The following is a 26,157-nucleotide window of genomic DNA, read 5'->3' on the forward strand; positions in this document are numbered from 1 at the left end:
AGAAGGTAGAGGGCTTTAGCAATGATGCTTTTGTTGTCCTAACTTTTTCCACTGCCTATTAAGTACAAAAGAGCCATACGAATGGCAACACCACTGCTGACTTGATTTTGAATCAGACTAAATTTAGGATCGTCCATCACTTCAGAACTAATTTCAACACCACGGTTGACGGGACCGGGATGCAAAATTTTGACTTCTGGTTTGCAAAGTTCCAATCTTGAATGCGTAATACCATACATTTGATGGTACTCTCGCAACGAGGGCAATAAATGAGCGGTCATCCGTTCCTTTTGCAAGCGCAGAGTCATGACAAAATCAGCATCTTGCAAAGCAGGCTCTAATTCCCAGTGAAGAAACAATTTACCTGGTTGATCTTCGCCATAATTCGCAAATAATTTCGGTAAAAGTGTGGGTGGTCCTGCGAGATGGACATGAGCGCCACTAGCAGTAAAGCTCCAAATATTTGAGCGGGCAACCCGTGAATGTACAATATCTCCAACAATGGCAATCTTTTTATCCTTAAGGAGTTCAATCTGGGGAGAGTCAGCATCAAGGAGAGTACAAATAGTAAACAAGTCAAGCAATCCTTGCGAAGGATGTTCGTGTTGACCGTCACCTGCATTGAGGACGTTGACCCGTACTCCCAAACGATCCATTTCAGCTGCGATCGCCTGGGGAACACCTGCTTCCTTATGGCGGATCACCATAATATCAGTACCCATTGCCAGGTAAGTCTTTGCCGTATCGAGAATTGTTTCTCCTTTGGTTATAGAAGAAGTTGCTGAAGCAAAGTTGAGCGTATCGGCTGACAACCGCTTTGCAGCGAGTTCAAAACTACTGCGAGTCCGGGTAGATGGTTCAAAAAATAAATTTGCCACCACCTGTCCCTGTAAAGTTGGTACTTTCTTTGTCCGGCGAGACAAGACTTCCATAAAACTGGCAGCTGTTTGCAGGACAGTGTTATATTCGGCATTTGTGAAGTCAGAAAGAGAAAGGACGTGATGGCGATTCCAAGTGGTACTAGACATAAATAACTAACAAGGATAAAGGATAAAGGGTAAAGGATAAAAAATTTATACTTTATTCCTTATCAAATAAGAAATACAAATACCTATGTATCTCCGTGAACAACATACTTTCGTGCAAAGTATATTTTGTCAAGCCTTCATCCTCCATCTCTCATCCTTCAGCTAAGAAAAGTTACTAATCTAAACAATAAATAAATAAATGAGGAATTCTGTTAAGACTTGGTACATTATGAAACAGAGCGCCATGTTCCTTTGTAAAACTAGCCATGCAATTTGATGACCTACAGCCCAGTGAGCCTGAAATAGAAGCAGCAATAGACTATAATCCACTTACGGTTACAACTGACACACGACTCATAGATGTTATTGCTTTAATGAATCAAAGGCGGATTCACAGTTGTTCGTTATCTAATGCCAATTCACACGAATATGGTTTTCCTACCTATGAGACTGGTTCGAGCTGTGTTTTGGTGGTGCAGGAAACAAAATTGTTAGGAATCTTTACAGAACGGGATATTGTGCGGCTGACAGCAGCAAGTATACCCTTTGAAAAAGTGACAATCGCTGAAGTCATGACAAAACCAGTGATTACACTCTCTCAAACGACTTTTAAAGATATTTTTGCCCCTCTATTTTTATTTCGGCGCTACCGCATTCGTCATCTACCGATTTTAGGACAGAAGGGAGAACTCATTGGAGTTGTCTCTCATGAAAGTATTCGTAGTATTTTGCGCCCCATCCATCTCCTCAAACTTATGCGCGTAGGAGATGTTATGACCACCCAAGTCATTCGTGCGCCGGTCACTGCTTCAGTGTTGAGCTTAGCTCAAGTCATGGCAGAGTATAAAATTAGCTGTGTTGTCATTACCGAACAATATCCAGAATTAGACTTGGGACATTTCGTTCACGTTCCTGTAGGAATCGTTACCGAGCGAGATATTGTCCAATTCCAAGCACTGCAAATTAATTTTACAGAAGTTCGGGCGCAGTCTGTTATGAGTACACCGCTTTTTCTATTAAGCCCGGAAGATTCTCTTTTAACTGCTTTGCGGGAAATGCATCGACGACACACAAAAAGATTAGTCGTGTCTTGGGATGGAGGTAAAGAACTCGGGCTTGTGACTCAAAGCAGTCTGCTACGGGTTCTCGATCCAGTTCAAATGTATGGAGTCATAGCAACTTTGCAAAAAACTGTTATTTAAAGGATGAAGTGAATACAAAACTTTTTCTCCTTCATCCTTTATCGTAATTAAGTATCTTCGGGAAATACCCATTTAGGCGGTTCCATCAGTTTTTTCATTCTTGCCACTTCGGCTATTTCTATCATCTGGTCTAAGGGAGTATCTTCAATAAATTTTGAAGTAGCTTCTCTAAACTCTGTATTGGGACACTTATCCCCCAAAACACAGCCATTGACGCAAGCTTCAGCACAGTTAATTTTTGGTTGTTCCACGATTAACTCCTTTGAACATAGGGGGTAGGCCACCCCGCTCTAAAGAGACGGGGCTTTTGCCCATTTCACGGGTGTTTATGAAAAATGTTGTGGGCTTTTGCCCGTGGGTACCTAGCTTAATAATATGACATGAGGAATGGTAACAAATAATTGCTTGCCTCTTGCCTATTTTTGCCGATTTTGGCGTACACATTAGTTTTTGCTGACATTTCCGTATTAAATTCGGAAGTTGCTTGCAACATCTTCTGAATCGGTACACCAAATAAATCGCGCCGGGGTAGCCCCTAAATTCTATTTATGGGGCTAGGCGCAGGCGAAGCAGGCGAATAAATTCGCCGTCAGGTTTCTTTTTGGTTTTGAATGTACATTTTAATTACGTCTAGCAGTGCGCCTCCTACTGTTAAAACAAAGTAAGAATTAATCCACAAAGAAGGTAACCGACTTTTTAGCTCAGGAAACTCTAATCTTAAATATCTAGAAGTAGCCCCCTTAAATCTTTTTACGGCTTTATGTACCCCAAATTGAGGCTCGACCTCTATCAATAGATGTACGCGATCTGGCATTATTTCCATTTCCAAGATTTCGACTTTAATCTCGACTGCTATTTGAGCAAGCAATTCTTTAAGCCTAGATGCAACAGCATTGACTAGTACCTTTCGCCTATATTTTGGGCAAACAATAACGTGATATTTGCATAAATATACAACATTATTGTTTGATTTAAATTTGTAAGACATTTGCCGGAATATTAGTTTGCTCTTCTGTATCTATAGCAGATTCGGAGTTGATGAGTTACAGGATCTAATTCAAATTCCGACGTTTAAAAGTGATTCTGCAATTGATGTACCTCACATACCTCAAAAGTACTGTGTATGATAAAATGTAGTCAGTTAATAAATAAGTAACGGGGGTGATTTGATCTTGGCAGCAAAAACGCCTAGCTTTATAACTGAAATTCCATTAAAAACGACATTTCAGGATATGGCTGTACTTGCAGCCAGATTAGAAACAGGAAGACAGGTATATAACGCTGTATTATCAGAAGGATTAGCTCGAATAGAACTAGTCCGTAATTCTGAACTGTATCAGCCAGCTAAATTCATCCCAAAAAATAGCAAAAAAGAACGTGCTACAGCTTTTCAAAAAGCACGTTCAGCCTACAGGTTTAGCGAATACGAGTTAGAGGCTTTCGCTAATTTAACAGCTATAGCTAGTGTTTGGATTAAGTCTAACCTTGATGCTAATACCATTCAAAAAATAGCTACTAGAGCATTTAAAGCTTTAGAACGAATGATGTTTGGCAAGGCTAAGAAGGTTAGATTTAAACAGAAAGGTCAGTTTGCATCTTTAGAAGGTAAAACCAATAAACAAGGTATTCGCTGGACTGGTAACGTTGTTGAATGGTCTGGTTTGAAGCTCAAAGCCACAATCACTAACGACCTTGTAATCTGGCACGGTTTAAACTCAAAGATTAAGTATGTTCGTTTAGTACGCCGTATCTTTAATCAAAAAACATATTGGGTTGCTCAGTTGGTTTGTGAGGGACTACCTTATCAAAAGCCCAAAAATGTTATCGGTGTCTATATATGACTTTCTCAATCCAAAATCGACAATCCGCTTATGCAAAATGGTATAAGTATAATTTTTTGCAATTAACTATTAATCGTAACTGAATGTCAGAAAACTTTGCAACCACTGGAACCATTGCCGCGATCGCGACTGCTATTGTTCCGCAACAAGGCAGTGTTGGGATCGTGCGTGTCTCCGGAACGGAAGCAATGCACATTGCTCAAACTTTGTTTCACGCACTTGGGCGTCAAGCTTGGGAAAGCCACCGTATCCTTTACGGTTATATCCGCCATCCACAGACACGCCAAGTGGTGGATGAGGCTCTTTTGCTGATTATGAAAGCACCTCGTTCCTATACTCGTGATGATGTAGTAGAATTTCACTGTCATGGAGGAATCATGGCAGTACAGCAGGTTTTGCAGCTGTGTTTGGAAAATGGGGCTAGACTGGCTCAGCCGGGAGAGTTTACCCTGCGGGCATTTTTAAACGGGCGGCTGGATTTAACTCAGGCAGAAAGTATTGCTGATTTGGTCGGTGCGCGATCGCCTCAAGCAGCACAAGCCGCCTTAGCAGGATTGCAAGGAAAATTAGCCAATCCCATCCGTCAGTTACGGGCTAGTTGTTTGGATATTTTAGCGGAAATCGAAGCTCGAATTGATTTTGAAGAAGATTTACCACCGTTAGATGAAACTAAAGTCATCTCGGACATGGAAAGAGTTGCAGCAGAAATAACCAACATCTTGGCAACTGCTGACAAAGGCGAACTCCTTCGCACGGGGTTAAAAGTTGCGATCGTTGGGCGTCCCAATGTCGGTAAGTCAAGTTTGTTGAATGCTTGGAGTCGAAGCGATCGCGCTATTGTCACTGACTTACCCGGTACAACTCGCGATGTTGTGGAATCACAGTTAGTTGTCGGTGGAATCCCGGTGCAGGTTTTAGATACAGCCGGAATTCGCGAAACAGAAGACCAAGTCGAAAAAATTGGGGTTGAACGTTCCCGACGTGCTGCAAGTGGGGCGGATTTAGTGCTGTTGACGGTAGATGCTTCAACAGGTTGGACAGCAGGTGATGGAGAAATTTACGAACAAGTGCAACACCGTCCTTTGATCTTAGTGATTAACAAAATTGACCTAGCATCACCAGAAGAAGTGCAATATCCAAAAAGTATCAGTCATGTTGTTAAGACAGCCGTTGCTCAAAACCAGGGGCTTGATGCTCTAGAAGCAGCGATTTTGGAAAAAGTCAGAGTCGATAAAGTACAAGCTTCTGACTTAGATTTAGCGATTAACCAAAGACAAGCAGCCGCACTCGTGAAAGCAAAAATGGCGTTAGAACAAGTCAGGGAAACGATCGCTCAACAGCTACCTCTTGATTTCTGGACTATTGACCTGCGAGGTGCAATTCAAGCACTCGGAGAAATTACTGGAGAGGAGGTTACAGAATCGGTATTAGATAAAATTTTCAGTAGGTTTTGCATTGGGAAATAGACCACTCAGAGAATCGCAAAAATTATTAAAATTATGTAGGAAATAATTACAATTATTAGCGAAGCTGCTGAGTTAGACAAAATGTCTTTTCTTCAAGAAATTAAGAATCTCAATGTATTGATTGTAGGAGCCAGTCAAGGTATAGGTTTGGGTTTTGTAAAAACACTGCTGCAAGATGATAAAATTGTTAAAATTTATGCAACCTATCGTCAACCAGATTCTGCTTCTGAATTGTTAACTTTGGCCGATCGATATCGCGAACGCTTAACTTGCTTATCAATGGATATTACGGATGAATCACAAATTGCTCAAGTGGTTCAAAAGATAAGCACGGAAGTAAAGCAACTTCACCTAGTTATAAATTGTGTGGGTATATTGCATGAATCGTCTCTAGAACCAGAAAAAAGTTTAAGACAGATTAATTCTGAAAACTTAATGCGCTATTTCCAAGTTAACAGTATTGGCTCGGTTTTACTTGCCAAACATCTGTTACCCTTGTTGCGTCACAAAGAGCATAGTGTTTTTGCTTGCATTTCTGCAAAATTAGGGAGTATTGGTGACAACCAACTTGGAGGATGGTATGGTTATCGAGCCTCAAAAGCAGCTCTTAATATGTTCCTGCGAACAGTGGCGATTGAATATAAAAGAACTAGCCCCAACACTATAGTTGTCTCCTTACATCCCGGTACAACTGATACTCGACTTTCTAAGCCGTTTCAAGCCAACGTACCACCTGAAAAATTATTTTCCATAGAGCGAACAGTCATTCAATTACTTAGTGTTATTGAGCAACTTCAAGAAAATGATAGCGGAAAGTTTTTTTCCTGGGATGGTAGCCAATTGCCTTGGTAGCAGCGATCGCTAGCCAGTGATTTTCGAGCATTCACCGATCACTGGTTAGCGCTCGCTGTGTAATCGGTCAGATTAATCTCCAAATTCGTGGAACTTCGATTGTTCTGTTTTTGCCCATACCCAAGCCATACACAGTAAAACTACAAGGGGGGAAAGACCGATTATTGCGAGCGTAATTGCTAATAACATTTGTGACAACTATTAGGATAAGAGGTTCTCAAAAATAATGAGTTGGTTACTTTACCAACAGTGTGAATGTTTAATTAATGTTAACTTGGGTTATGCATTAAATGATTATACTAAAGTTAAGATAGCAGAAAAATTAGTTTAATTAAAGCTTTTTTGAGAAAAATAAGCTAACAATACAATAATTTTATAATTTTTAATATTTTATCCATTTCAGTAGAAAATAATACAAATAAAAGAATAAGTATTGTAAGAATTCTGTAAAAATAAAAAAAACTTTTGATAAACAAAAAGTATTATCGATCGCTAGCTAAAAAAATAATTACTTAATTTTTACAAGTTTAATATTTTTTAAAAAAAGACAAGTCATTGAGATGATTGACAACTAAATACTTCATTAGATAACTTTCAAAGTGTTAAAGAACGCGATCGCTTGCATTTCTAAGTTGATATTTAAGATTAGGGTGCAAAGTGTGTAGAGATTAGAGCATCACTAACCCTTGAGGTTCGATAGTTCCCTAGGTTGGGAAACCCATCCAAGGCTGAACTCACCACTAACCACTCACTACCTTTATATTTTTATGACCTCCAATTCTCCACAAAAGCTCAATCGACGCCAGTTTTTGATAACTTCAGCTATGACAAGTGGTGGAATCATAGCTACAGATTTTCTATCAAGAGCGCGAGTTTTTGCCCAAGCACCAGCGATCGTCAAAACAGACCGTCCTACCATCCCATATGGTGTAGCCAGTGGCGACATCAGTGGTAATAAGGCTGTTATCTGGAGTCGTACAGACAAACCGGCAAAGCTGATAGTGGAATACAGTCTAGATGAATCTCTCCGAAATGCACAACGCGTGATTGGACCCAACGCTTTGGAAGTCAGCGATTATACAGCACGGGTTTATCTTAAGAACTTACCTTTAGATCAAAAGATTTACTACCGAGTTATTTTTCAAGATTTGGATGATACAAGCAAAGAAAGCGAACCCGCGATCGGTTCTTTCCGAACTTCTCCCATTTATAAAGGTCAACGAGATATCTTTTTTGCATGGGCGGGGGATACTGCCGGTCAGGGATGGGGTATTAATCCAGACTTTGGGGGTATGAAAATTTACGAAACTATCCGGAAACTCAACCCAGACTTTTTCATCCATTCCGGTGACACTATTTACGCCGACGGTCCAATCCAATCAGAAGTCAAATTGGATGATGGAAGCATCTGGAAAAATATTACGACAGAAGCAAAATCAAAAGTTGCAGAAACTCTAGAGGAGTTTCGAGGTAACTACATTTACAATTTATTAGATGAGAACGTCCGGCGTTTTAACGCTGAAGTTCCCATAATAGCTCAGTGGGATGACCACGAAACAACCAACAATTGGTATCCAGGTGAAATTCTTGATGATAGTCGCTACACGGTTAAAGATGTTTCTTTGTTAGCAAGACGAGCAAATCAAGCTTTCTTAGAATATTTCCCCATCGACATCAACGGTCAAGACCCTAGCAGAATTTATCGCTCGTTTAATTATGGTCCTTCGCTGGAAATTTTCATGCTTGACGAGCGCAGCTATAGGGGACCCAACACACCAAATCGCCAAACGGAACAAAGTGCGGAAACGGCATTTTTAGGCAACGCCCAGGTGCGCTGGTTAAAAAATCAATTGCGGAAATCGACAGCAACTTGGAAAATTATTGCCAGTGATATGCCAATTGGATTGGTGGTTCCCGATGGTTCTACTGACTTTGAAAATTTAGCAAACGGAGATGGTGCTGCTTTGGGGCGGGAACTTGAACTTGCAGATCTATTGCGTTTTATCTATCGCAATGACATTAAGAATGTAGTATGGTTAACAGCTGATGTACATTATGCAGCAGCCCATTACTACGACCCCAATCAAGCACAGTTTACCGACTTTAAACCTTTCTGGGAGTTTGTTGCAGGTCCTATTAACTCCGGTACTTTTGGACCGAATCGACTTGATAATACCTTTGGTCCGCAATTAAAATTCCTAAGCATTCCCACAAATTTACAAGCAAATCGACCCCCAAGTGATGGTTACCAATTTTTTGGAACTGTGAAAATTAACAGCGATACAGAAGTGATGACAGTGGCATTGCTGAACCTAGAGGGCAAAACTCTTTACAGCGTCGATTTACCGCCGGAAAAGTAAAACGCCCTAACGGGCGCTTTCAAAAAAAATAATTACCTTAAATATCAGGCGGGCTGTTATGCCCGCCTATTTAACACTTGCTAACCAATCAATTAAGCACTTGCGTATTTTGCAGTAGAGTGTATCCAACTCAGTATTTTTGCCCTATAATAAGTGTTTGAGGGCTAAAGTATAACTCCACAAATTCTGTTAATTCAGTTTTACGGCTAGCTGCCAACCATAAAAGCTAGCTGGGGAAATGCTTTGTCTTTCACTCGAGAACAACTCCTCAGGGGCATCTACCTTTTTTGTTTCTTTTTCAAATTCAACAATAAATACTCTTCCCAATTAATACTAGCGTTTGTCATTTTTTTATGTCAAGAATTCATTCAAAATTGGCGTAAGATGAAGAGTTAGTAATTTAATTCCCATTCCAACAATTTGGGTTAAATGCGGGACAATAAGGACAAGCATGATATCAACAGTCTATGGAATGACCAAGAGACATGACTGACAAAAGGCGTTCTGCTGATTACAAACAAGTCAGTGGCTATGTTCTCGTGGAAATAGCGCGAGAATTTAAAAGCATCTGTGCTCGTGAGGGAATTTCCCAAAGCGACGCAATCGAAGAGATGCTGTGTGAGTGGCTGGCTAAAAGAACTTCTTCCAACTTCTCAAAACCCGAACAAACTTACCTCCCAAGAACGATTGCGGAGTTGGTTCGAGTCAACATGACAAAACTAAGGCACCTTGGAATCAAAAACTTACAAGCGCTAGCCAGAGGGGAAGTACTGCCTACACCAGGAGACTTCGCCATTATCACGTCTACCTTGGGCATTCCTGAGCAAGAACGAAAGATAATTTGGCAACAAACTTTTAAGTGCTTACATGACAATTCTGAAGGTGTAATAGATGAGTATGAGCGTTCTGAAAGTCCTCAATCAACCAGGTTGGAACTATAAGCTGTCTTCTGAAGGAGTGTCTATCCTAGCCCCTACAAAGCAAGATGCAACCCGCCTTGCACAAAACTATGGGGATGTTTTGACAGAAACCGCAGCAAAGATTAAGGGGAAAGTGCGAATAGGATGGAAACGCTGCAAGCATCCCATCGAGTTTTACGGTTGGATGGGTTTGCAAAAAATTCCCGCACCTGCTGACACTAGGGATAAGCCGGGTACGGCTTGCGCCAATGGCGATGCTGCAAAGCAGCCGCTTCGCGATCGCATTTTCTCCAAAGAAAAAGTTTTTTGCAGCCAGTTGTACCTACCAACGGGGTTGTTGTATCGCATGATTGCAGCATCTGAAAATCAGCGTCCGGTTAGTATTGTCAGACAAGACAACAACCAGCAAATCATTGTTAACCAAGCAATGTCTGATATGTTACAGTCTTTTCCGAAGATTGCCACTCAAAGGGTCATGACCCGATTTTGGCTACCGGAAGATTTAGCAGAACTGCAACAGCGTTTACGCAATGAAAGTCGATTTATTTGGACTTATTGCGGTGGACTCAACGAACATACTTGGGCAATTCTCACAACTGAGTTTGAGGCTTTTGAAGTCGAGGGAATTTGGTACAGACAGGGAACCTGTTTGACAACTCCTCAACCCGTGCCGATTCCTTCACGGGCTTCCTTGCAGTGAGTAGCGCTCGGCGAGCGGTGACTCTTCGAGTCACTACTCACTGCTAATATAGCAATCCTCTTTGAGAGCTAAACAAAGGAGATAAGGAGGACAAGGAAGACAAGGAAGAGGTGTTTGTAAATCCTACACGGACTGCTAATATCTTTATTTTTGTTTATTTATTTAAAGATTTATTATTACTTAGAGAAAGGTATATACGTACACAATTCTTAACAGGAATTCTATAAATTCTATAAGAAAAAACATATATTTTGCTGACATTCGTTGACTATTATTAAATAATGGACATCATTCAAAACAAAAACGCTTAACGGGGCTGTTAAGCTAATTTGCCATCAATTATATGGTGCTGTAAATAATACACCCATTGATGGCCAAGTTGTTGTTGGTCTGAGCAGTAATATGCGATCGATGATTGAATCCAAAACCCAAAATCTACAATTCAAATTTCCAAATTGCTATGACTTGGCAACAACATTTTTATCACTTCACATAATAAATAGAAGGTGTGAGAGATGAGTGCGTGTGTTCTTAGAGTTCTCAATCAAGCGGGGTGGAGCTATAAGTTGTCCCACCGAGGGGTTTCTATTCACGCCCCTACAAAACAAGATGCTATCTATCTTGCTCAAAACTATGGAGAAGCTTTGTCGGAAACGGCAGCAAAAATTAAGGGGAAAGTAAAAATAGGGTGGAAACGTTGCAAACACCCAATTGAGTTCTTTGGATGGATGGTCGATCAAACACCACCTTCACTGGCTGAAACTGCTGAAACTCTTTTGCCCACAGGTTCAGTTTTTTGCAGTCAGTTACACTTGCCTGTTGAATTGCTGTATCGAATCATTGCCGCAGCAGAAAACGAACGCCCAGTTAGTATTGTCCGACAAGATAACCACAAACAAATTATTGTCAATCAAGCAATGTCTGATTTGCTACAAACTCCGCCAGAGATTGCAACTCAAAGGGTGATGACTCGATTTTGGCTACCTGAAGATTTGACAGAACTAGAGCAACGATTGCGGAGCGAAAGCCGATTTACTTGGACTTATTCTGGTGGATTGAATGAAAGAACTTGGGCAATCCTGACAACTGAATTTGAGGCTTTTGAAGTAGAGGGAATTTGGTACAGACAAGGAACCTGCTTGACCAGTCCTCAAATCGTACCCATTCCCATCGGAGCTTTTGCTCCAGCTTAAGTAATCACTTAACCAGTGACCGACGATCCTAATCTCCTATCACAGACGCTACGCGTTGCCTATGCCCGCAAGGGCTATACGCCCTCCCTTGTTCGCCAGTCCCCAGGGCGCGGGAGACCCGCCTATGGCACGAAAGTGCCACGCTGCGCTATCAGGGCTGGACTCACCAGTTGCCAGGGCGCGGGAAACCCGCCTGCAGCACTGGACTCACCGCCTGTAGCACTGGGCTAACCACTAACCAATAACCACGTAACTGGTCACCATTAAGGATTTTTTAAATGAACGATTGACATGAAAAAATGACAAGCGCTAATATAGGCAGATAGGGCAGTATGCCACACATTAAAAAAAACCCCATCCACAGATGAGGCCAGCTGATATTTGTGCACTACACGGTATTTTACTCTGGTTAAAATACTGCAGTGCGTCTTATTAAAAAAATAAATTTAAAATAAACAAACACTGTAATATATTAATGTAAGGGCAAGAATGTACGGTGAATGTTGTATACCGTATGTGCGAAAGTAAGTAATTTGTTACTGCACCTTTAAAGCTTGCTTGTTTCGGTTACACCTATTGATTTGAGAAATTGTTGCACAACTTCTTTAATATCCCGTAACTCACCCTCAACTAAATCATTCATTCGCCGCATTTCGTCTGCTGAGATTGTACCCACAAGTTCGGCGATCGCTTTCTTTAATTCAGGATACTTTTGCAATGTTTCCTTCCTGACTATGGGAGTTGCTTCATAAGGTGGAAAATATTGCTTGTCATCTTTTAGCACCACCAAACCCAAGCGAGCAATTTGTCCGTCTGTGGAATTGCCATTGACCATATCCACTTGCTTTTGCAATAGCGATCGATAGATCAACCCTAAATCCATGATGCGAGGAGATTTAGCAAAGCGCAAACCGTAGGCTTTTGCCAATCCAGGAAAACCATCTTCTCGTTCCATAAATTCATAACTAAAACCTCCACGCCATTGAGGTGTATATCGAGCAGCATCAGACAGAGTTTGAATATTGAAACGTTTGGCATCTTCACCGCGTACAGTCATGGCAAAAGTATTTTCAAAGCCCAAAGAACCCATAACTTCCAAATTAAACTGTTGGGCATAAGCTTGTTTTAGTCGTTGAAAAACAACTTTTGGATCGCTAATTGTTTTTTGTTTTAAAATACCGGTAAAAGCCGTACCTGTATATTCAACATAAGCGTCTATTTTACCAGACGTAATAGCTTGATGAGTTACAAAAGAACTAGTGAAGCGACGACGCTCGACCTTGAGGTTAGTTTTTGCTTCAATTTGCTGTGCCAAAAGTTCACTTAAAATGTCTTGTTCGGTAAAACCTTTAGAAGCAACAACAATATCCCCTCCACTTCTTCCATTATTTTGAGAGTTACAACTCGCTACCCCTAAAACCAAAGCAAAAGTTAAAAGGAAAAAGATCAAAATTTTTTTCACGGCACTCCTTTCCCCCTTTTATAATCAACACAGTTACAGGTCAGGTGGTCAGTAATTACTTAGTCACTGTTAATCTTTTTTCTAACCAACCAAGAGCAAAGTCAGCCAGTAAAGCAATCATTGCTGCAGGAATCGCTCCAGCTAAAATTAATTGATTGTTCACAACTGCAATGCCTCGAAAAATTAGCTCTCCCAATCCACCAGCACCAATTGCAGCGGCAATAGTTGCAATTCCAATAGCAATGACTGTGGCAACACGGACACCTGCTAAAATCACACTGACTGCCAGGGGAATTTCTACCTGTAATAACAAGTCTTTATCTGTCATTCCCATCCCACGACCAGCTTCTATGATGGCAGGATCGACACCCACAATCCCAGTGTACGTGTTACGAATGATGGGTAACAAAGAATATAAACTTAAAGCAACAATAGCAGGATTTTGTCCGATTCCACCAATAACAGGTACGGGAATCAGCAAGCCAAACAACGCCAAACTGGGAACAGTTTGCAGAATATTTGCAATGCCAAGAATGGGTTGCTTTATATTTTTTTGACGACTAATTAATATACCTAATGGAATACCTACCAGAGTAGCAATACCAATAGAAATTGCAACTAAAAGCAAGTGTTCGAGAGTGCGTTCTAGAATCTCTTGAGCGTATTTTATCAAGAAGAAGTCGCTGAAGTTCATAGAGCCAATTTTAAAGATTGCAAAAATGCTAAAGCTTCAGGATGTTGGGATTGCAAAAATTCGTTTGGTGTAGCCAAAACGACCAAATCACCCCCACACATCAACCCAATTCTAGATGCCAAAATAAATGCTTCTTGAATATCGTGAGTTACAAACAAAACAGTCTTACCCAATTCTGTCTGCAAGCGCTTGAATTCTTCTTGCAGCTCTAAACGCGTAATGGGATCTAACGCCCCAAAAGGTTCATCCATCAATAACATAGGTGGATCTGCTGCTAATGCCCGTGCGACTCCAACTCGCTGTCTTTGCCCTCCTGAAAGTTGGTGTGGGTATCGTTGAGCAAACTTATCGGGTTCTAAACCAACTAAATGCAGTAATTCATAGACTCTGGTTTTTATTTGTTTTGGCTTCCAACCTTCTAAATGAGGAACCAAACCAATATTGCGTTCCACAGTAAAATGGGGAAATAACCCTGTTTCTTGAATAACGTAACCAATTTTTCTTCGCAGTTTTATTTCATTCCATTGAGTTGTAGGAATACCATTAAATAAAACTTCACCTTCTGTGGGTGCCAAAAGGTGATTGATTAATTTAATGATTGTTGTTTTGCCACTCCCACTGCGCCCTAGTAAGAGTAACGCTTCTCCTTGGTAAATAGTAAAATTGAGATTTGATACCAAAGGGCGCTTGTTTATACTGAATGTTACATTGCGAAATTCAACTGCGGTTCCTGTATCCTGTGGCATTATTCAGTAAATTGCAAGCTGACTTTATGCCATTATACGCACTTATTGCAATTTAGCCACAATCAGTCGAGCTTGTTGATAGCTATCCGACGAATCCCTCACTATTTCCGCTAAGTTTTGGATTCGATCGGATCGTAGATATAGAAAAACTTTTCCCGTTCCACAAGTTCTAGTAAAGCGTTATGTGTAACTGTTGAACGCCGACCAACATTTCAAACGTCAATACAGCGGTGAAGGTCTGCTGGCTAAGGGCAGAATTTTCAAGCGTCAACGCCGTAAGTGTGGAATAACAAGGACGTTGAACAATATCCCTGACTCCTTTACTAAGTTTAATTGATGTTAATTGCAACTTTATCAAGGATTTATAAACTACAGGAGGAAAGGATAGGGAGATTTTACGTTCGCATCTGGCTTACCCTAGCGTTGCTCAAGCAAGCGGGGGTTTGACTGCAAGCCAGTTTTTTGATAAACCCGATTAAATATTGTGATGAAGTTTTTCTAAAGTAGTTTACTATTGATACGGATAACAAAAAATCTTTATTAAGACCAATGGAGATTTTGATTGTTGAGGACGAAATTGAGATTGCTCAATTAATCCAGTTATATTTGGAAAGGGAAGGATTTTCTTGTCGCCACTGTCGAGACGGGTTAAGTGCGATTCAGGTGTTTCAGGCGCAACTCCCTGACTTGATTATCTTAGATTTGATGATTCCTGTTTTGGATGGGCTTGAGGTATGTGCTCGTATTCGACAGCAAGCTAGCCCTAAAGATCCTTACATCCTCATATTAACGGCAAAAGGGGAGGAACTCGATCGCATTATCGGGTTGTCAACCGGAGCTGATGACTACGTAGTCAAGCCCTTTAGCCCTAAAGAATTGGTGGCTCGTGTACGTGCGCTGCTGCGAAGGACGCTGCGTCATGGAAAACAAAGCCAAATCTACCGTACCCAACACTTTACAATTGACATGGAGCAGCGCTCGGCTAACCGGATTCTGAGTAACAATCAACATTCTCCTTTAGATCTGACAACCTTGGAATTTGAATTGCTAGCAACATTAATGAGTTATCCCGGTCGGGCTTGGAACCGGGCGCAATTGATTGACAAACTTTGGGGTAGTGATTTTTATGGTGATGAGCGGGTTGTTGATACCCACGTTGCTAGATTGCGGAAGAAGATAGAACCCGATCCAGCGAATCCTACTTTTGTCAAAACTGTCATTGGAGTAGGTTATAAGTTTGAAGATATATAATTTAACTTATTTATAATAAGGCAGAGAGCGGATGATGGGATTTTTATGTTAATGGTAGCATTGTCCGGGCAGAAGTCTACTATTAAGATAACTTTATAAATAAGATAAATAACAAATATTAAGCTAAATGCATAAAGACCATTTTTAATAGATCTGCACGTGTAAAAGGCTTTGTTAAATATCCAGAAGCTCCTACTAATCTTGCTCTGACTTTATCTACAATTCCCTTACTTCCCGTCACCATAATGATGGGAGTTCTCTTAAACATGGAGTTATTGCGGACGAGCCGACATAGCTCGTAACCATCCATCCCTTCCATATTCAAGTCCAATAAAATCAAATCCGGTTTGTGTCGAATAATTGTCATCACTGCTTTGAGTGGGTCGCTAATTGTAACGACCGAAAAACTTTCATCCTCTAAAAAACGACTAATTTCTCTAAGAATTGTAGGGCTATCATCTACAGAAACAACTTTATATATTTTTCTAGAAACTGTTGATGTTGTGGGAGTAGATGGGATTTGTTCTGCTTCAGCGTCTGTTTTATTTAACGTTGTTAATTCAGGAACTGTTTCTTTTTGAGTGGCGGTGGGGACTCGTTCCTGATGGTTTGCTAAGTTTTCTATCTTGGTAGGGGTTCCTGCTTTGTCACCAGAAATGTTACTACCAGGTAGTGCAGCTTTTTGAGCAGCTTTTTTGTTAGGTTCTGGTAAATAGATAGGAGTTTTTGAGATTTCAGTATAGGTTGTTGGTAATTTATCAAATGGTGGATCTGGTTCGTGTAATAAAACTGTGCCATTTGCAATGTAAGGATATAAATTTCTTGTCAGTACTAATTCATCTTGATTCACAATCACTGCTAGATGACGCAAGCTAAAACCTTTCATCCATTCCGTTAAACCGGGGTCAAGCCCAGATATGGTAGGAGCCCGTTCGGTTGTTTTTATAACTGGATATGGACGCTGATATGGTGAGGAAATATGCGGAGCCAGCGATCGCCAAATGTGTAATCTTTGCTGGCAACGTTCTACTATTTTTTCTGCATCTAGCTTGCAAATGACAGGAACTCGATAAAGAGAATTTGTCAGTTGATAAGTTCCTTGTTGAATTGAAAGAAATGCTTCAAGAACTTCTTTAACTAATTCTTGAATCAGCATTGCTGCTTGTGTCGAATGCAAATAACGCTCGCTTACTAACCAGCATATAGCTTGATATTCAGGAGGCAAAGGAGGGGTTATTGTCTGTTCTTGGCGAGCGGTATGTTCTGTTGATTGAGTTTGTGCATCAGGTTCAAACATCAAACGCAATTGAACGCGAACTTCACCCGTAATGCTATTAATTTGATGACTGAGGCGACGTAAATGACGTTCTAGGCGATCGAAGGGCTCAACAGAATGCGTGGCGTAAGTTATTCTTCCTTGTTCTAAGTAAATTGACCAAGTCACTGAATTGCTGTGTACTTGCAAACAGGTACTCTCTGAGGCACTATATAAGTGCCTTAGCAAACTTGAAGGACGCAGTTTTGTGAAAGTGCCAAAATTATCCATTTCTTAGAGAGTTTCCGGAAAATATACTTTGTCGTCTGTAGTTATACTCTGTTGTTGAACATTGTCTTTAATGATTTTTGAGGTTGTCTTTAGTAGTATTCTTATATTCTGACAGTACGTAAATATATTACAAGATGTAAAAGATACATTATAGCTATTTTTTAGATTTTTCTTCATAAAATAACAATTGAGGGGTTTTGAAAAAGTTTAAATTTACTAATTTGGTTATCAAATTAAACGTTCTAGAGTTAATGGAGGGTCAATAACATGAAGACTTAATCAGATTTACCCAAAATATCATCTTTCTACATTGAATCTTTAAAATTCGATGTCAGCAGAGGTACTAAACCATTGTATTCTATACGTGTAATGTATAAATTTTGCTAACTAGTTGACAGCGAGCAACGCCTGTTTTTGATAGATTTACATTGAAAAAACTTCTGTCTCAGGTAAGATTTCACAATTTTGTAAGATACTTGGCAGAAGAAATTTCTTTAATCAATAGTAAACTATCCAAGATAAGCAAAAGCAATACATATAGTGCAATTGCCGTTTTAAACTATATACTTTGAGGAAAAGGAAATTTGAGCTTTGGACTATAACATAACACAAGAAGTTATGCAGGATACATTAAAACTGGATGAAGTTGTTGAGTTCGCGGAGAACCCAGAGCCCCGTTGTCCTTGTGTGCTCCTGTTAGACACATCCGGTTCGATGCAAGGAACTCCCATTGAGGCATTGAATCAAGGCTTGCAAACTTTCAAGGAAGAACTAATCAAAAATTCCTTGGCAGCGAGAAGGGTGGAAGTAGCAATAGTCACCTTTGACAGCCAAGTCAATATCATACAAGACTTTGTCACTGCCGATCAGTTCAATCCACCGATACTGACAGCACAAGGGCTAACAACGATGGGTTCTGGTATTCACAGAGCTTTGGACATGATTCAAGATCGCAAAGCTCAATACCGTGCTAACGGCGTTGCTTACTATCGTCCTTGGGTCTTTATGATTACAGATGGTGAACCGCAAGGTGAATTTGAAGATGTAATCGACCAAGCGACACGGCGCGTGCAAGCAGATGAAGCAAGTAAGCGAGTGGCTTTTTTCACGGTAGGTGTAGAAAACGCCAACATGAATCGTTTGGGGCAAATAGCTGTACGCAGTCCCTTAAAATTAACGGGGTTAAATTTTGTTGAAATGTTTGTTTGGCTATCAGCTAGTATGTCAGCCGTATCTCATTCTAAAGTAGATGAACAAGTAGCGCTACCCCCCATAGGATGGGGTTCTGTTTGATGGTAATGCGGCTTACTCCAGGTGATAGCAGACAACAATTCATGAATACCTCGAAACAAGTACCTCACTGGCGGGTAGTGGCCGCGTCTGTGTGTGGTACGAGCCACGTAAAAACCAAACAGCTCTGTCAGGATGCTCACCACTGGCAAATATTGCCGGACAGTGTACTCGTTACAGCAGTAGCAGATGGTGCGGGTTCTGCAAGCATGGGAAAAGTTGGGGCAATGGTAGCTGTAGAAACAGCAGTTGACAACATATCTCTTAAAGAGGTTACCCGACAAACCTTAACTGATGACGAAGCCGTTCGTTCCATTCTGTTAGATGCGATTATAGCCGCACGAAAAGCAGTGGAGGAGGAGGCGGCAGCCTGTGAAAAACAACCGTCCGACTTAGCAAGTACCCTGATTATTACAGTGGCTGCCCCTGAAATCGTGGCGGTAGCACAGATAGGAGACGGAGTTGCTGTAGCGAAAGACACACAAGAAAACCTGGTGGCACTAACCTTACCAGATAGCGGGGAGTATATAAATGAAACTGTTTTTTTAACTTCACCAGGAGCGTTGGATGCAGCACAATTAAGAGTATGGCGTCAAGCAATAGTAAATGTGGGAGTCCTGACTGATGGACTACAAATGCTGGCCATGAATATGGCAGTAGGTGCTCCTCATAAACCGTTTTTCTCTCCTCTGTTTGAATTTGCAGCCAATGCAGACGACAAAACAGTGGCAAAAGAACAACTTGTGAGGTTTTTGCGATCGGATAGGATTACGCAACGTACTGATGATGACTTGACGCTAGTAATAGCTTCCTTAAGCCACTAATTGGACAGTTATAACGACGGTCACAAATCGTATACATTAGGCATAAGAATAAATATATCATGCAGGTACTACGTTATCTTCCCAATCAAAAACCCAGTAATATCAGCCTCAGCGTTACTTTAGGGCAAGGTGGAGAGGCTTGTATTTATACAATACCAACCGATAGCGAGTTGGTGGCAAAAGTTTATCACAAGCCAATTCCCGCACAAGGTCGCAAACTGGAGGTGATGATTGCCCATCCACCAGAAAATCCAACAGCCAGTTTGGGTCATATCTCTATTGCTTGGCCTGTGGAGTTACTGCGTTCAACAGACGGAAGAAACAGCGTCATTGGATTTCTGATGCCTCGCATTCGGGGTATGCGTCCTATTATTGACTTCTACAACCCCAGAACTCGCCGCCAACACTGTCCTTTATTTAATTACCAATACCTCATCCGCACTGCTCGGAACTTAGCAGCAGCTTTTGCATCCTTACACGCTTCAGGTTACTGTGTTGGGGATGTGAATGAGTCAAATATTCTGGTTGGCGATACAGCTTTAGTGACGATAGTAGACACAGATTCGTTCCAGGTAAAAGACACGCAAAATGAGATTGTCTATCGTTGCCCTGTAGGCAAACCGGAATTCACTCCACCAGAACTTCAAAACAAAACTTTTGCTGAATGCGATCGCGTTTTCGCTCACGATCTATTTGGGTTGTCAGTGCTCATATTCCAACTTTTAATGGAAGGAACTCACCCATTCTCAGGAATTTTTCAAGGGATGGGCGAACCACCACCATATGAAGCTCGTATTGCTGCAGGGCATTTTACCTACAGTCAAAAGCGACGGGTTCCTTACGTGACAACTCCTATTGCTCCGCCCTGGGAAATTCTCCATCCCAGCTTGCAAGAACTCTTCCTGCGTTGTTTTGAGGATGGACATTCCAACCCACTGCTGCGCCCGAGTGCTCAAAGTTGGTTGCTAGCACTAGCTGAAGCCGAAAATTCCCTCTTGACTTGTACCGTAAACCCCCAACACCGCTACAGCAATCATCTAGAAAAATGCCCCTGGTGCGAACGGGCTTTGCGTTTGGGCGGGCGCGATCCTTTCCCATCTCATAGAGCGATAGCAAATAAAGAACACCTGAAACCGCAACCCAAAGCCAAAAAACGTCAAACTCAACCTCCTCGGATACCGCAACCAGTCGCTGCATTTAATCGGGTTAATCCTCGCAATCCGATGCAGGTGTTTGGTCAAAATATCCCTTACTACAGACCCCCCAAAAAACGGAGATACTACCCCGTCATTTTTTGCTTGCTAGGTTTTGGGTTACTGGGATATTTAGACTTAGTCATTAAATTTACAAATCGTCCCTTTGCAACCCAAACTGCTTCCTACACCCAGCCAATTTTGGTTGCTGCCGGTCAGAAAAAGGGCAGCGATTCTCAAAATTTTGCAGAATTCTACAAGCAGGGGCATGCTTCTTATAAGGTACGCGATTACGAAAAAGCAATTGAGAAGTTCTCTCAAGCCATTGAAAGAAACCCGAAATACGCTAAAGCTTACGTCAATCGCGGTAACGCTCACTACAATATAAAAGAGTACGAATCTGCGCTTGCAGACTACAATCAAGCTTTGAGCATTAATCCTCAAGAAGTAAAAGCTTACGTCAATCGAGGAAATTCTCGCTTTCTACTTGCAGAGTATAGCAGTGACCCGGATCGCGAGTACAACTTGGCCATCTCAGATTATAACTCAGCATTGCGTCTTAACCCCAATGAAGTAGAAGCATTCGTAAGAAGGGGTATAGTACGTGCTCAAATCGCTAAGTACAGTGGAGATTCTCAACAAGATTACAACAAAGCAATTGAAGATTTTAACAAAGCACTCTCATTAAGTTCAGATAGATCGGAACCCCTTTTCCAACGAGGTGTGGTTCGCTATCAAATTGCCCAGTATAGCAGTGATTTTGAGAAAGAGTACAAACAAGCGATCGAAGATTTTGACCAAGCATTGCGTATTAATCCCAAGCTTTCAAAAGTGTATTTAAAGCGAGGTATTGTTCGCTATGAACTGGCGCAATATGGTGGCGGAGTTTCAAGTCGCTACCACAAGCTAGCCGTCGATGATTTGCAAACCGCTGCCAAAATGGCGCTCGAACAAGAAGATATGGATAATTACCAACAAGCCCTTAGCAGCATTTGTGTTGTTGTAGAAAACAAGTGTGACACTTTCTTGCAAACCTCAAGTGTTCGGGGTAATAAATGAGCCAAGATAAAAGATGAAGGATAAAGCAAACCTCTAAAGAAATTTAGAGGTTTGTGTTTGTTTTTGGATGAAAAATGCGAGATGAATTTTTTATCCTTTATCCATCTACCCTTTATTTTTATTTCAGGTGGTGAAAAAAACTTTTTCGTTTTTTTACACGAAAAATGGGTTTATTTATCTTGCCTTTACACTTTTGAGTAAAATTACAGTTAGATTATATACTGAGAATTCGGAAAAAGCCTTTTCTCTATTACGTTCAATAACTTAAAAAAATCATCTACCTGAAACTAAAGAGATAACTCCATGAAAGCAGTAATTTTGGCTGGAGGACTTGGTACGCGTCTGAGTGAAGAAACAAGCGTCAGACCAAAGCCAATGGTGGAAATTGGTGGTAAGCCCATTTTATGGCACATCATGAAGACTTACTCCGCTCACGGTATCAATGATTTTATCATTTGTTGTGGTTATAAAGGGTATGTCATTAAGGAGTATTTTGCCAACTACTTCTTATATATGTCAGACGTAACCTTTGATATGCGCTTTAACCAGATGAACGTGCATGCTGGGAACGCAGAACCCTGGCGAGTTACCCTAGTAGACACGGGTGACAACACCATGACAGGTGGACGTTTAAAACGGGTGAGAGAACATCTTGGCAGTGAAACTTTTTGCTTCACTTATGGTGATGGTGTAAGTGATGTCAACATTACAGAAGCTCTGAATTTTCATAGAGAGCAAAAGACTTTAGCCACAATGACAGCAGTCCAACCACCAGGACGTTTCGGTGCTATTGTTTTGGGACACGAACAAACCAAAATTACCAGTTTCCGAGAAAAGCCTGAAGGTGATGGAGCTTGGATTAATGGTGGCTTTTTTGTGCTTGAACCCGAAGTCATTAATTTAATTGCCGATGATTCTACTGTTTGGGAACAAGTGCCGCTAGAAAAATTAGCAGAGATGGAACAGCTTTCTGCTTACAAACATCATGGTTTCTGGCAACCAATGGATACCTTAAGAGATAAAAATTATCTTGAGGATTTGTGGCAGAAAAACAAGGCTCCTTGGAAAGTTTGGTAAGAAAAGCATGAATTATGAAGACTCGGAAAGTAAGAATTCATAATTCATAATTCATAATTCATAATTCATCTAGTTTCTGTGGCAGTTGTATATGTATGATTTTGCAATTATAGGTGGGGGAATTGTTGGTCTTTCCACCGGGATGGCTTTGGGCAAACGATACCCTAACGCACGTATTCTTGTTTTAGAGAAAGAAAGCCAATGGGCATTTCACCAAACAGGCAATAATAGCGGTGTTATTCACTCTGGGATTTATTACAAACCAGGTAGCTTTAAAGCTAAGTTTTGCCGTGATGGTTGCCGCACGATGGTGGAATTTTGCCAAGAACACGGAATTGATTACGAAATTTGCGGTAAGGTCATCGTAGCAACAGATAAAGAAGAACTACCTCGTTTGGAAAATCTTTACCAAAGAGGTTTGGAAAACGGTATAGATGTCAAAAGAATCACTGCTGAAGAAGTTAAAGAATACGAACCTCACGTCGCAAGTGTTGGGGGAATATTTGTTTCTTCCACTGGCATTGTCAGTTACAAGCAGGTATGTCTCAAATACGCTGAAATTATCAGACAGCAAGGAGGAGACCTGCGTCTCAATACAAAGGTAGAACGTATCGTTAAAAGTGGTAACCATCAAGTATTGGAAACTAATACGGGTAGCTTTGCAACTCGCTTTGTTATAAATTGTGCTGGGTTACACAGCGATCGCGTTGCTAAGATGGGCCAAGTCGATCCACAAGCAAAAATCGTACCTTTCCGGGGAGAGTATTACGAACTCACACCAGAAAAACGTTCTTTAGTCAAAGGTCTGATATACCCAGTTCCCAATCCAGATTTTCCTTTCTTGGGAGTGCATTTTACCCGCATGATTGATGGTACCGTCCATGCAGGACCCAATGCAGTTCTCAGCCTCAAACGCGAAGGATATCACAAAACTGACTTCGACCTGCGAGACTTTACCGAGGTCATGACTTATCCTGCTTTCTGGAAACTTGCTGCCAAGTATGCAGATGAAGGGATGAAGGAAATCATTCGTTCCTTTAGCAAAGCAGTGTTCACAAAAAGTTTGCAAAAACTGATTCCCGAAGTCAAATCTGAGGATTTAGTACCAACTCATGCAGGAGTTCGCGCTCAAGCACTAATGAACGACGGAAAGCTAGTAGATGACTTTTTGATCGTTCAAGGTGAAAACTCAGTCCATGTTTGCAATGCGCCTTCCCCAGCGGCAACATCTTCTATTGAAATAGGCAAAGCGATTGTTGCACAAATTCCCGAACAATCCCATTTGCAACCAACAGTCAGTTCGGTAAATTAAGAAAATTTGCCTGTGCTTTTTTAAGAAGTACGAAGACGAGCAAGCACGGGCAATTTTGTTAGGGGGCAAATCAACGTGTATGTACGAACAGCCCTAGAAAAAGTTTATGAAAGCAACATCACTCGCTACTGCAAAACTTTAAAAATAATGTGTTACTCTGCGTACATACAGTGCAGAAATAAGCAGTAGTCAGTAAAGCACAAGTTATTACGAACACATCAACTCATAGGAATTTACAACAATGAAAGTTTTAGTCACCGGTACCGAAGGTTATCTTGGTTGCTTATTACCACCTCTACTTCTGGAAAAAGGACATGAAGTTATTGGTGTGGACACTGGCTTTTATAAAGTAGGTTGGTTGTACAACGGTACTCAAGTGACAGCCAAGACCCTCAATAAAGATATTCGCGATATCTCTATTGAAGATCTACAAGGTGTGGATGCGATCGTTCATATGGCAGAATTATCCAACGATCCCACCGGACAATTAGCACCGCACATTACTTATGAAATTAATCATAAAGGTTCCGTTCGTCTTGCCAAACTGGCAAAAGAAGCAGGTGTCCGTCGCTTCGTCTATATGTCTTCCTGTAGCGTCTATGGCGTAGCGACTGAAGGTGATGTGACAGAAGAATCACCCGTAAATCCTCAAACAGCTTATGCAGAGTGCAAGACTTTAGTAGAAAGGGACGTGCGACCTTTAGCTGACGATGATTTCTCTCCTACCTTTATGCGAAATGCCACGGCTTTTGGTGCATCCCCCAGAATGCGCTTCGATATCGTTTTGAACAATTTATCCGGTTTGGCTTGGACTACCAAAGAAATCAAGATGACCAGTGATGGTACCCCTTGGCGTCCACTCGTCCATGCCCTAGATATTTGCAAAGCTATTGTTTGCGCCCTAGAAGCACCCCGTGATATCGTACACAATCAAATCTTTAACGTAGGAGACACTGCTAACAACTATCGCGTTAAAGAAATTGCTGAAATTGTTGCTGGAATTTTCCCCGGATGCCAACTCAGTTTTGGGACTCAAGGTGCAGACAACCGCAGTTACCGAGTCTCTTTTGAGAAAATCAACACTGTATTACCAGGCTTTAAATGCGATTGGGATGCCAAGCGTGGCGCACAGCAGTTGTATGAAGTGTTCTCTCAAATTGATATGAGTGAAGAGACTTTCACATCTCGAGGATTCACTCGCTTAAAGCAGCTCGAGTATCTCATTCGTACCCAGCAAATTGATAAAGATTTCTTCTGGGTTAAGAAGTAGACAGGGGTAAGCAAACCCACTCGCTATCAGAAGTTCCAAATCAACCCATGAGATTTGGACTTCTTAAATTTAAACGCTCGTACCCTTCATTGCTCTAGTAGGTGAGTTACCATTGCAGTTCGTTGTGCCTGCTCTAGTAGATACACTTAAGATTTTAAGCGAAAACTACATCATCAAATATATAGTAAAAGTTTTCACTTAGCAAATTGGTTTCAGAAATTGTCTAATCTACCTGTGTAGTTACAGTACAAAGTGAGGATACCCATGATTTTTACGAAAACCGAACTCCAAGGTGCATACATTATCGATTTAGACCAAAAGCCGGATTCCAGAGGCTTTTTTGCGCGGACTTTCTGCGCTCAAGAATTTGAAGCACACGGCTTAAAGCCCACAGTTGCCCAATGCAACTTATCCTTTAATTACAAAAAAGGGACATTGCGGGGGATGCACTATCAACTTCCTCCCGCAGCAGAAACAAAATTGATTCGCTGCATAAGTGGGGCTATCTATGACGTAATTATAGATATGCGTCCTGAATCTCCAACTTACCTTCAACATATTGGTGTGGAACTTACCGCCGAAAATCGCCGCGCCTTATACGTGCCAGAAATGTTTGCCCATGGGTATCAAGCACTGACAGATGGGGCTGAGGTTGTTTATCAAGTGGGTGAGTTTTACACTCCGGGCTACGAGCGTGGTTTGCGCTACGACGATCCATTTTTCAATATTCAATGGCCTGTGGAAGTAACTGTTATTTCTGAGAAGGATAAGAATTGGCCTTTGATGTCTATGATGACCGTTGGCGGAAGTGTTTCATGAATGGCTAATAGCTAGTACTGCAACTAACAACTAACAACTAACAACTATCAAC

The 26,157-nt window shown here is 41.2% G+C and carries 23 protein-coding genes; 16 read left to right on the forward strand and 7 right to left on the reverse strand.

Annotation, left to right across the window (positions count from 1 at the left end):
- Positions 1–38: 38 nt before the first annotated feature.
- Positions 39–1,028 carry an aspartate carbamoyltransferase catalytic subunit gene (locus AB0756_RS10175; RefSeq protein ID WP_038076310.1) on the reverse strand — a complete coding sequence of 330 codons (990 nt, stop codon included), beginning with the start codon at positions 1,026–1,028 and terminating at the stop codon, positions 39–41.
- Between the two features lie 266 nt (positions 1,029–1,294).
- Between AB0756_RS10175 and AB0756_RS10180 the strand changes: the two genes are divergently transcribed.
- Positions 1,295–2,230: a CBS domain-containing protein gene (locus AB0756_RS10180; RefSeq protein ID WP_038076312.1), complete on the forward strand. Its 936-nt coding sequence runs from the start codon at positions 1,295–1,297 to the stop codon at positions 2,228–2,230.
- Between the two features lie 47 nt (positions 2,231–2,277).
- Here the strand turns inward: AB0756_RS10180 and AB0756_RS10185 are convergent, their stop codons facing one another.
- Positions 2,278–2,481: a hypothetical protein gene (locus AB0756_RS10185; RefSeq protein WP_038076314.1), complete on the reverse strand. Its 204-nt coding sequence runs from the start codon at positions 2,479–2,481 to the stop codon at positions 2,278–2,280.
- Between the two features lie 338 nt (positions 2,482–2,819).
- Entirely contained in the window at positions 2,820–3,218 is a 399-nt protein-coding gene (gene tnpA / locus AB0756_RS10190; protein ID WP_038076316.1) for an IS200/IS605 family transposase, read from the reverse strand.
- A 184-nt stretch (positions 3,219–3,402) separates the two neighbouring features.
- Between tnpA and AB0756_RS10195 the strand changes: the two genes are divergently transcribed.
- The 7 genes from AB0756_RS10195 to AB0756_RS10225 all read left to right on the forward strand — a co-directional run bounded on the left by AB0756_RS10195 (position 3,403) and on the right by AB0756_RS10225 (position 11,562).
- Positions 3,403–4,071, forward strand: coding sequence for a hypothetical protein (locus AB0756_RS10195; protein ID WP_137986406.1), 669 nt, complete (start codon positions 3,403–3,405; stop codon positions 4,069–4,071).
- An 83-nt stretch (positions 4,072–4,154) separates the two neighbouring features.
- Complete coding sequence (gene mnmE, locus AB0756_RS10200; protein ID WP_038076318.1) at positions 4,155–5,537, forward strand: tRNA uridine-5-carboxymethylaminomethyl(34) synthesis GTPase MnmE; 1,383 nt, start codon at positions 4,155–4,157, stop codon at positions 5,535–5,537.
- Between the two features lie 81 nt (positions 5,538–5,618).
- Complete coding sequence (locus AB0756_RS10205) at positions 5,619–6,389, forward strand: SDR family NAD(P)-dependent oxidoreductase (protein WP_038076320.1); 771 nt, start codon at positions 5,619–5,621, stop codon at positions 6,387–6,389.
- A gap of 767 nt (positions 6,390–7,156) precedes the next feature.
- Positions 7,157–8,749: an alkaline phosphatase D family protein gene (locus tag AB0756_RS10210; RefSeq protein ID WP_050046104.1), complete on the forward strand. Its 1,593-nt coding sequence runs from the start codon at positions 7,157–7,159 to the stop codon at positions 8,747–8,749.
- 485 nt (positions 8,750–9,234) lie between these two features.
- Complete coding sequence (locus AB0756_RS10215; RefSeq protein ID WP_038076321.1) at positions 9,235–9,690, forward strand: ribbon-helix-helix protein, CopG family; 456 nt, start codon at positions 9,235–9,237, stop codon at positions 9,688–9,690.
- Complete coding sequence (locus tag AB0756_RS10220; RefSeq protein WP_038076322.1) at positions 9,641–10,369, forward strand: hypothetical protein; 729 nt, start codon at positions 9,641–9,643, stop codon at positions 10,367–10,369. Before AB0756_RS10215 ends, AB0756_RS10220 begins: the two co-directional genes overlap by 50 nt.
- A gap of 515 nt (positions 10,370–10,884) precedes the next feature.
- Entirely contained in the window at positions 10,885–11,562 is a 678-nt protein-coding gene (locus AB0756_RS10225; RefSeq protein WP_038076324.1) for a PAS domain-containing protein, read from the forward strand.
- Positions 11,563–12,109: 547 nt separating this feature from the next.
- Here AB0756_RS10225 and AB0756_RS10230 read toward each other — a convergent pair.
- Genes AB0756_RS10230 through AB0756_RS10240 form a run of 3 tightly spaced genes read right to left on the reverse strand, consistent with a single transcriptional unit; the run spans position 12,110 to position 14,464 of the window.
- A complete protein-coding gene (locus AB0756_RS10230) occupies positions 12,110–13,024 on the reverse strand; it encodes a glycine betaine ABC transporter substrate-binding protein (RefSeq protein WP_038076327.1) in 915 nt (304 codons plus the stop codon).
- A gap of 55 nt (positions 13,025–13,079) precedes the next feature.
- Positions 13,080–13,718, reverse strand: a complete 639-nt coding sequence (locus AB0756_RS10235) for an ABC transporter permease (RefSeq protein WP_038076329.1) — start codon at positions 13,716–13,718, stop codon at positions 13,080–13,082.
- Positions 13,715–14,464, reverse strand: a complete 750-nt coding sequence (locus tag AB0756_RS10240; protein WP_038076331.1) for an ATP-binding cassette domain-containing protein — start codon at positions 14,462–14,464, stop codon at positions 13,715–13,717. The genes AB0756_RS10235 and AB0756_RS10240 overlap by 4 nt, the downstream gene beginning before the upstream one ends.
- Before the next feature lie 549 nt (positions 14,465–15,013).
- On the opposite strand from AB0756_RS10240, the gene AB0756_RS10245 reads away from it, so the two are divergent.
- Complete coding sequence (locus tag AB0756_RS10245; protein ID WP_038076333.1) at positions 15,014–15,715, forward strand: response regulator transcription factor; 702 nt, start codon at positions 15,014–15,016, stop codon at positions 15,713–15,715.
- Between the two features lie 118 nt (positions 15,716–15,833).
- Here AB0756_RS10245 and AB0756_RS10250 read toward each other — a convergent pair whose 3' ends face one another.
- Entirely contained in the window at positions 15,834–17,261 is a 1,428-nt protein-coding gene (locus AB0756_RS10250) for a response regulator (protein WP_038076335.1), read from the reverse strand.
- A gap of 618 nt (positions 17,262–17,879) precedes the next feature.
- Between AB0756_RS10250 and AB0756_RS10255 the strand changes: the two genes are divergently transcribed.
- The 7 genes from AB0756_RS10255 (at position 17,880) to rfbC (ending at position 26,105) form a co-directional block, all read left to right on the forward strand.
- Positions 17,880–18,554 carry a vWA domain-containing protein gene (locus tag AB0756_RS10255; protein ID WP_038076337.1) on the forward strand — a complete coding sequence of 225 codons (675 nt, stop codon included), beginning with the start codon at positions 17,880–17,882 and terminating at the stop codon, positions 18,552–18,554.
- A 41-nt stretch (positions 18,555–18,595) separates the two neighbouring features.
- Positions 18,596–19,375, forward strand: coding sequence for a PP2C family serine/threonine-protein phosphatase (locus AB0756_RS10260; protein ID WP_038076338.1), 780 nt, complete (start codon positions 18,596–18,598; stop codon positions 19,373–19,375).
- Positions 19,376–19,434: 59 nt separating this feature from the next.
- A complete protein-coding gene (locus AB0756_RS10265) occupies positions 19,435–21,627 on the forward strand; it encodes a tetratricopeptide repeat protein (RefSeq protein WP_038076340.1) in 2,193 nt (730 codons plus the stop codon).
- Positions 21,628–21,930: 303 nt separating this feature from the next.
- Positions 21,931–22,704, forward strand: a complete 774-nt coding sequence (gene rfbF, locus AB0756_RS10270) for a glucose-1-phosphate cytidylyltransferase (protein WP_038076342.1) — start codon at positions 21,931–21,933, stop codon at positions 22,702–22,704.
- Positions 22,705–22,795: 91 nt separating this feature from the next.
- Positions 22,796–24,016, forward strand: coding sequence for an L-2-hydroxyglutarate oxidase (gene lhgO / locus AB0756_RS10275; RefSeq protein ID WP_038076344.1), 1,221 nt, complete (start codon positions 22,796–22,798; stop codon positions 24,014–24,016).
- Between the two features lie 241 nt (positions 24,017–24,257).
- Positions 24,258–25,286: an NAD-dependent epimerase/dehydratase family protein gene (locus AB0756_RS10280; protein ID WP_038076345.1), complete on the forward strand. Its 1,029-nt coding sequence runs from the start codon at positions 24,258–24,260 to the stop codon at positions 25,284–25,286.
- Between the two features lie 264 nt (positions 25,287–25,550).
- Positions 25,551–26,105 (forward strand): dTDP-4-dehydrorhamnose 3,5-epimerase, encoded by a 555-nt coding sequence (gene rfbC, locus AB0756_RS10285; protein ID WP_038076347.1) that lies wholly within the window; start codon positions 25,551–25,553, stop codon positions 26,103–26,105.
- Positions 26,106–26,157 lie beyond the last annotated feature (52 nt).

This window comes from Tolypothrix campylonemoides VB511288_2 (assembly GCF_045999855.1).
GTDB classification, from domain to species: Bacteria; Cyanobacteriota; Cyanobacteriia; order Cyanobacteriales; family Nostocaceae; genus Scytonema; species Scytonema bouteillei_A.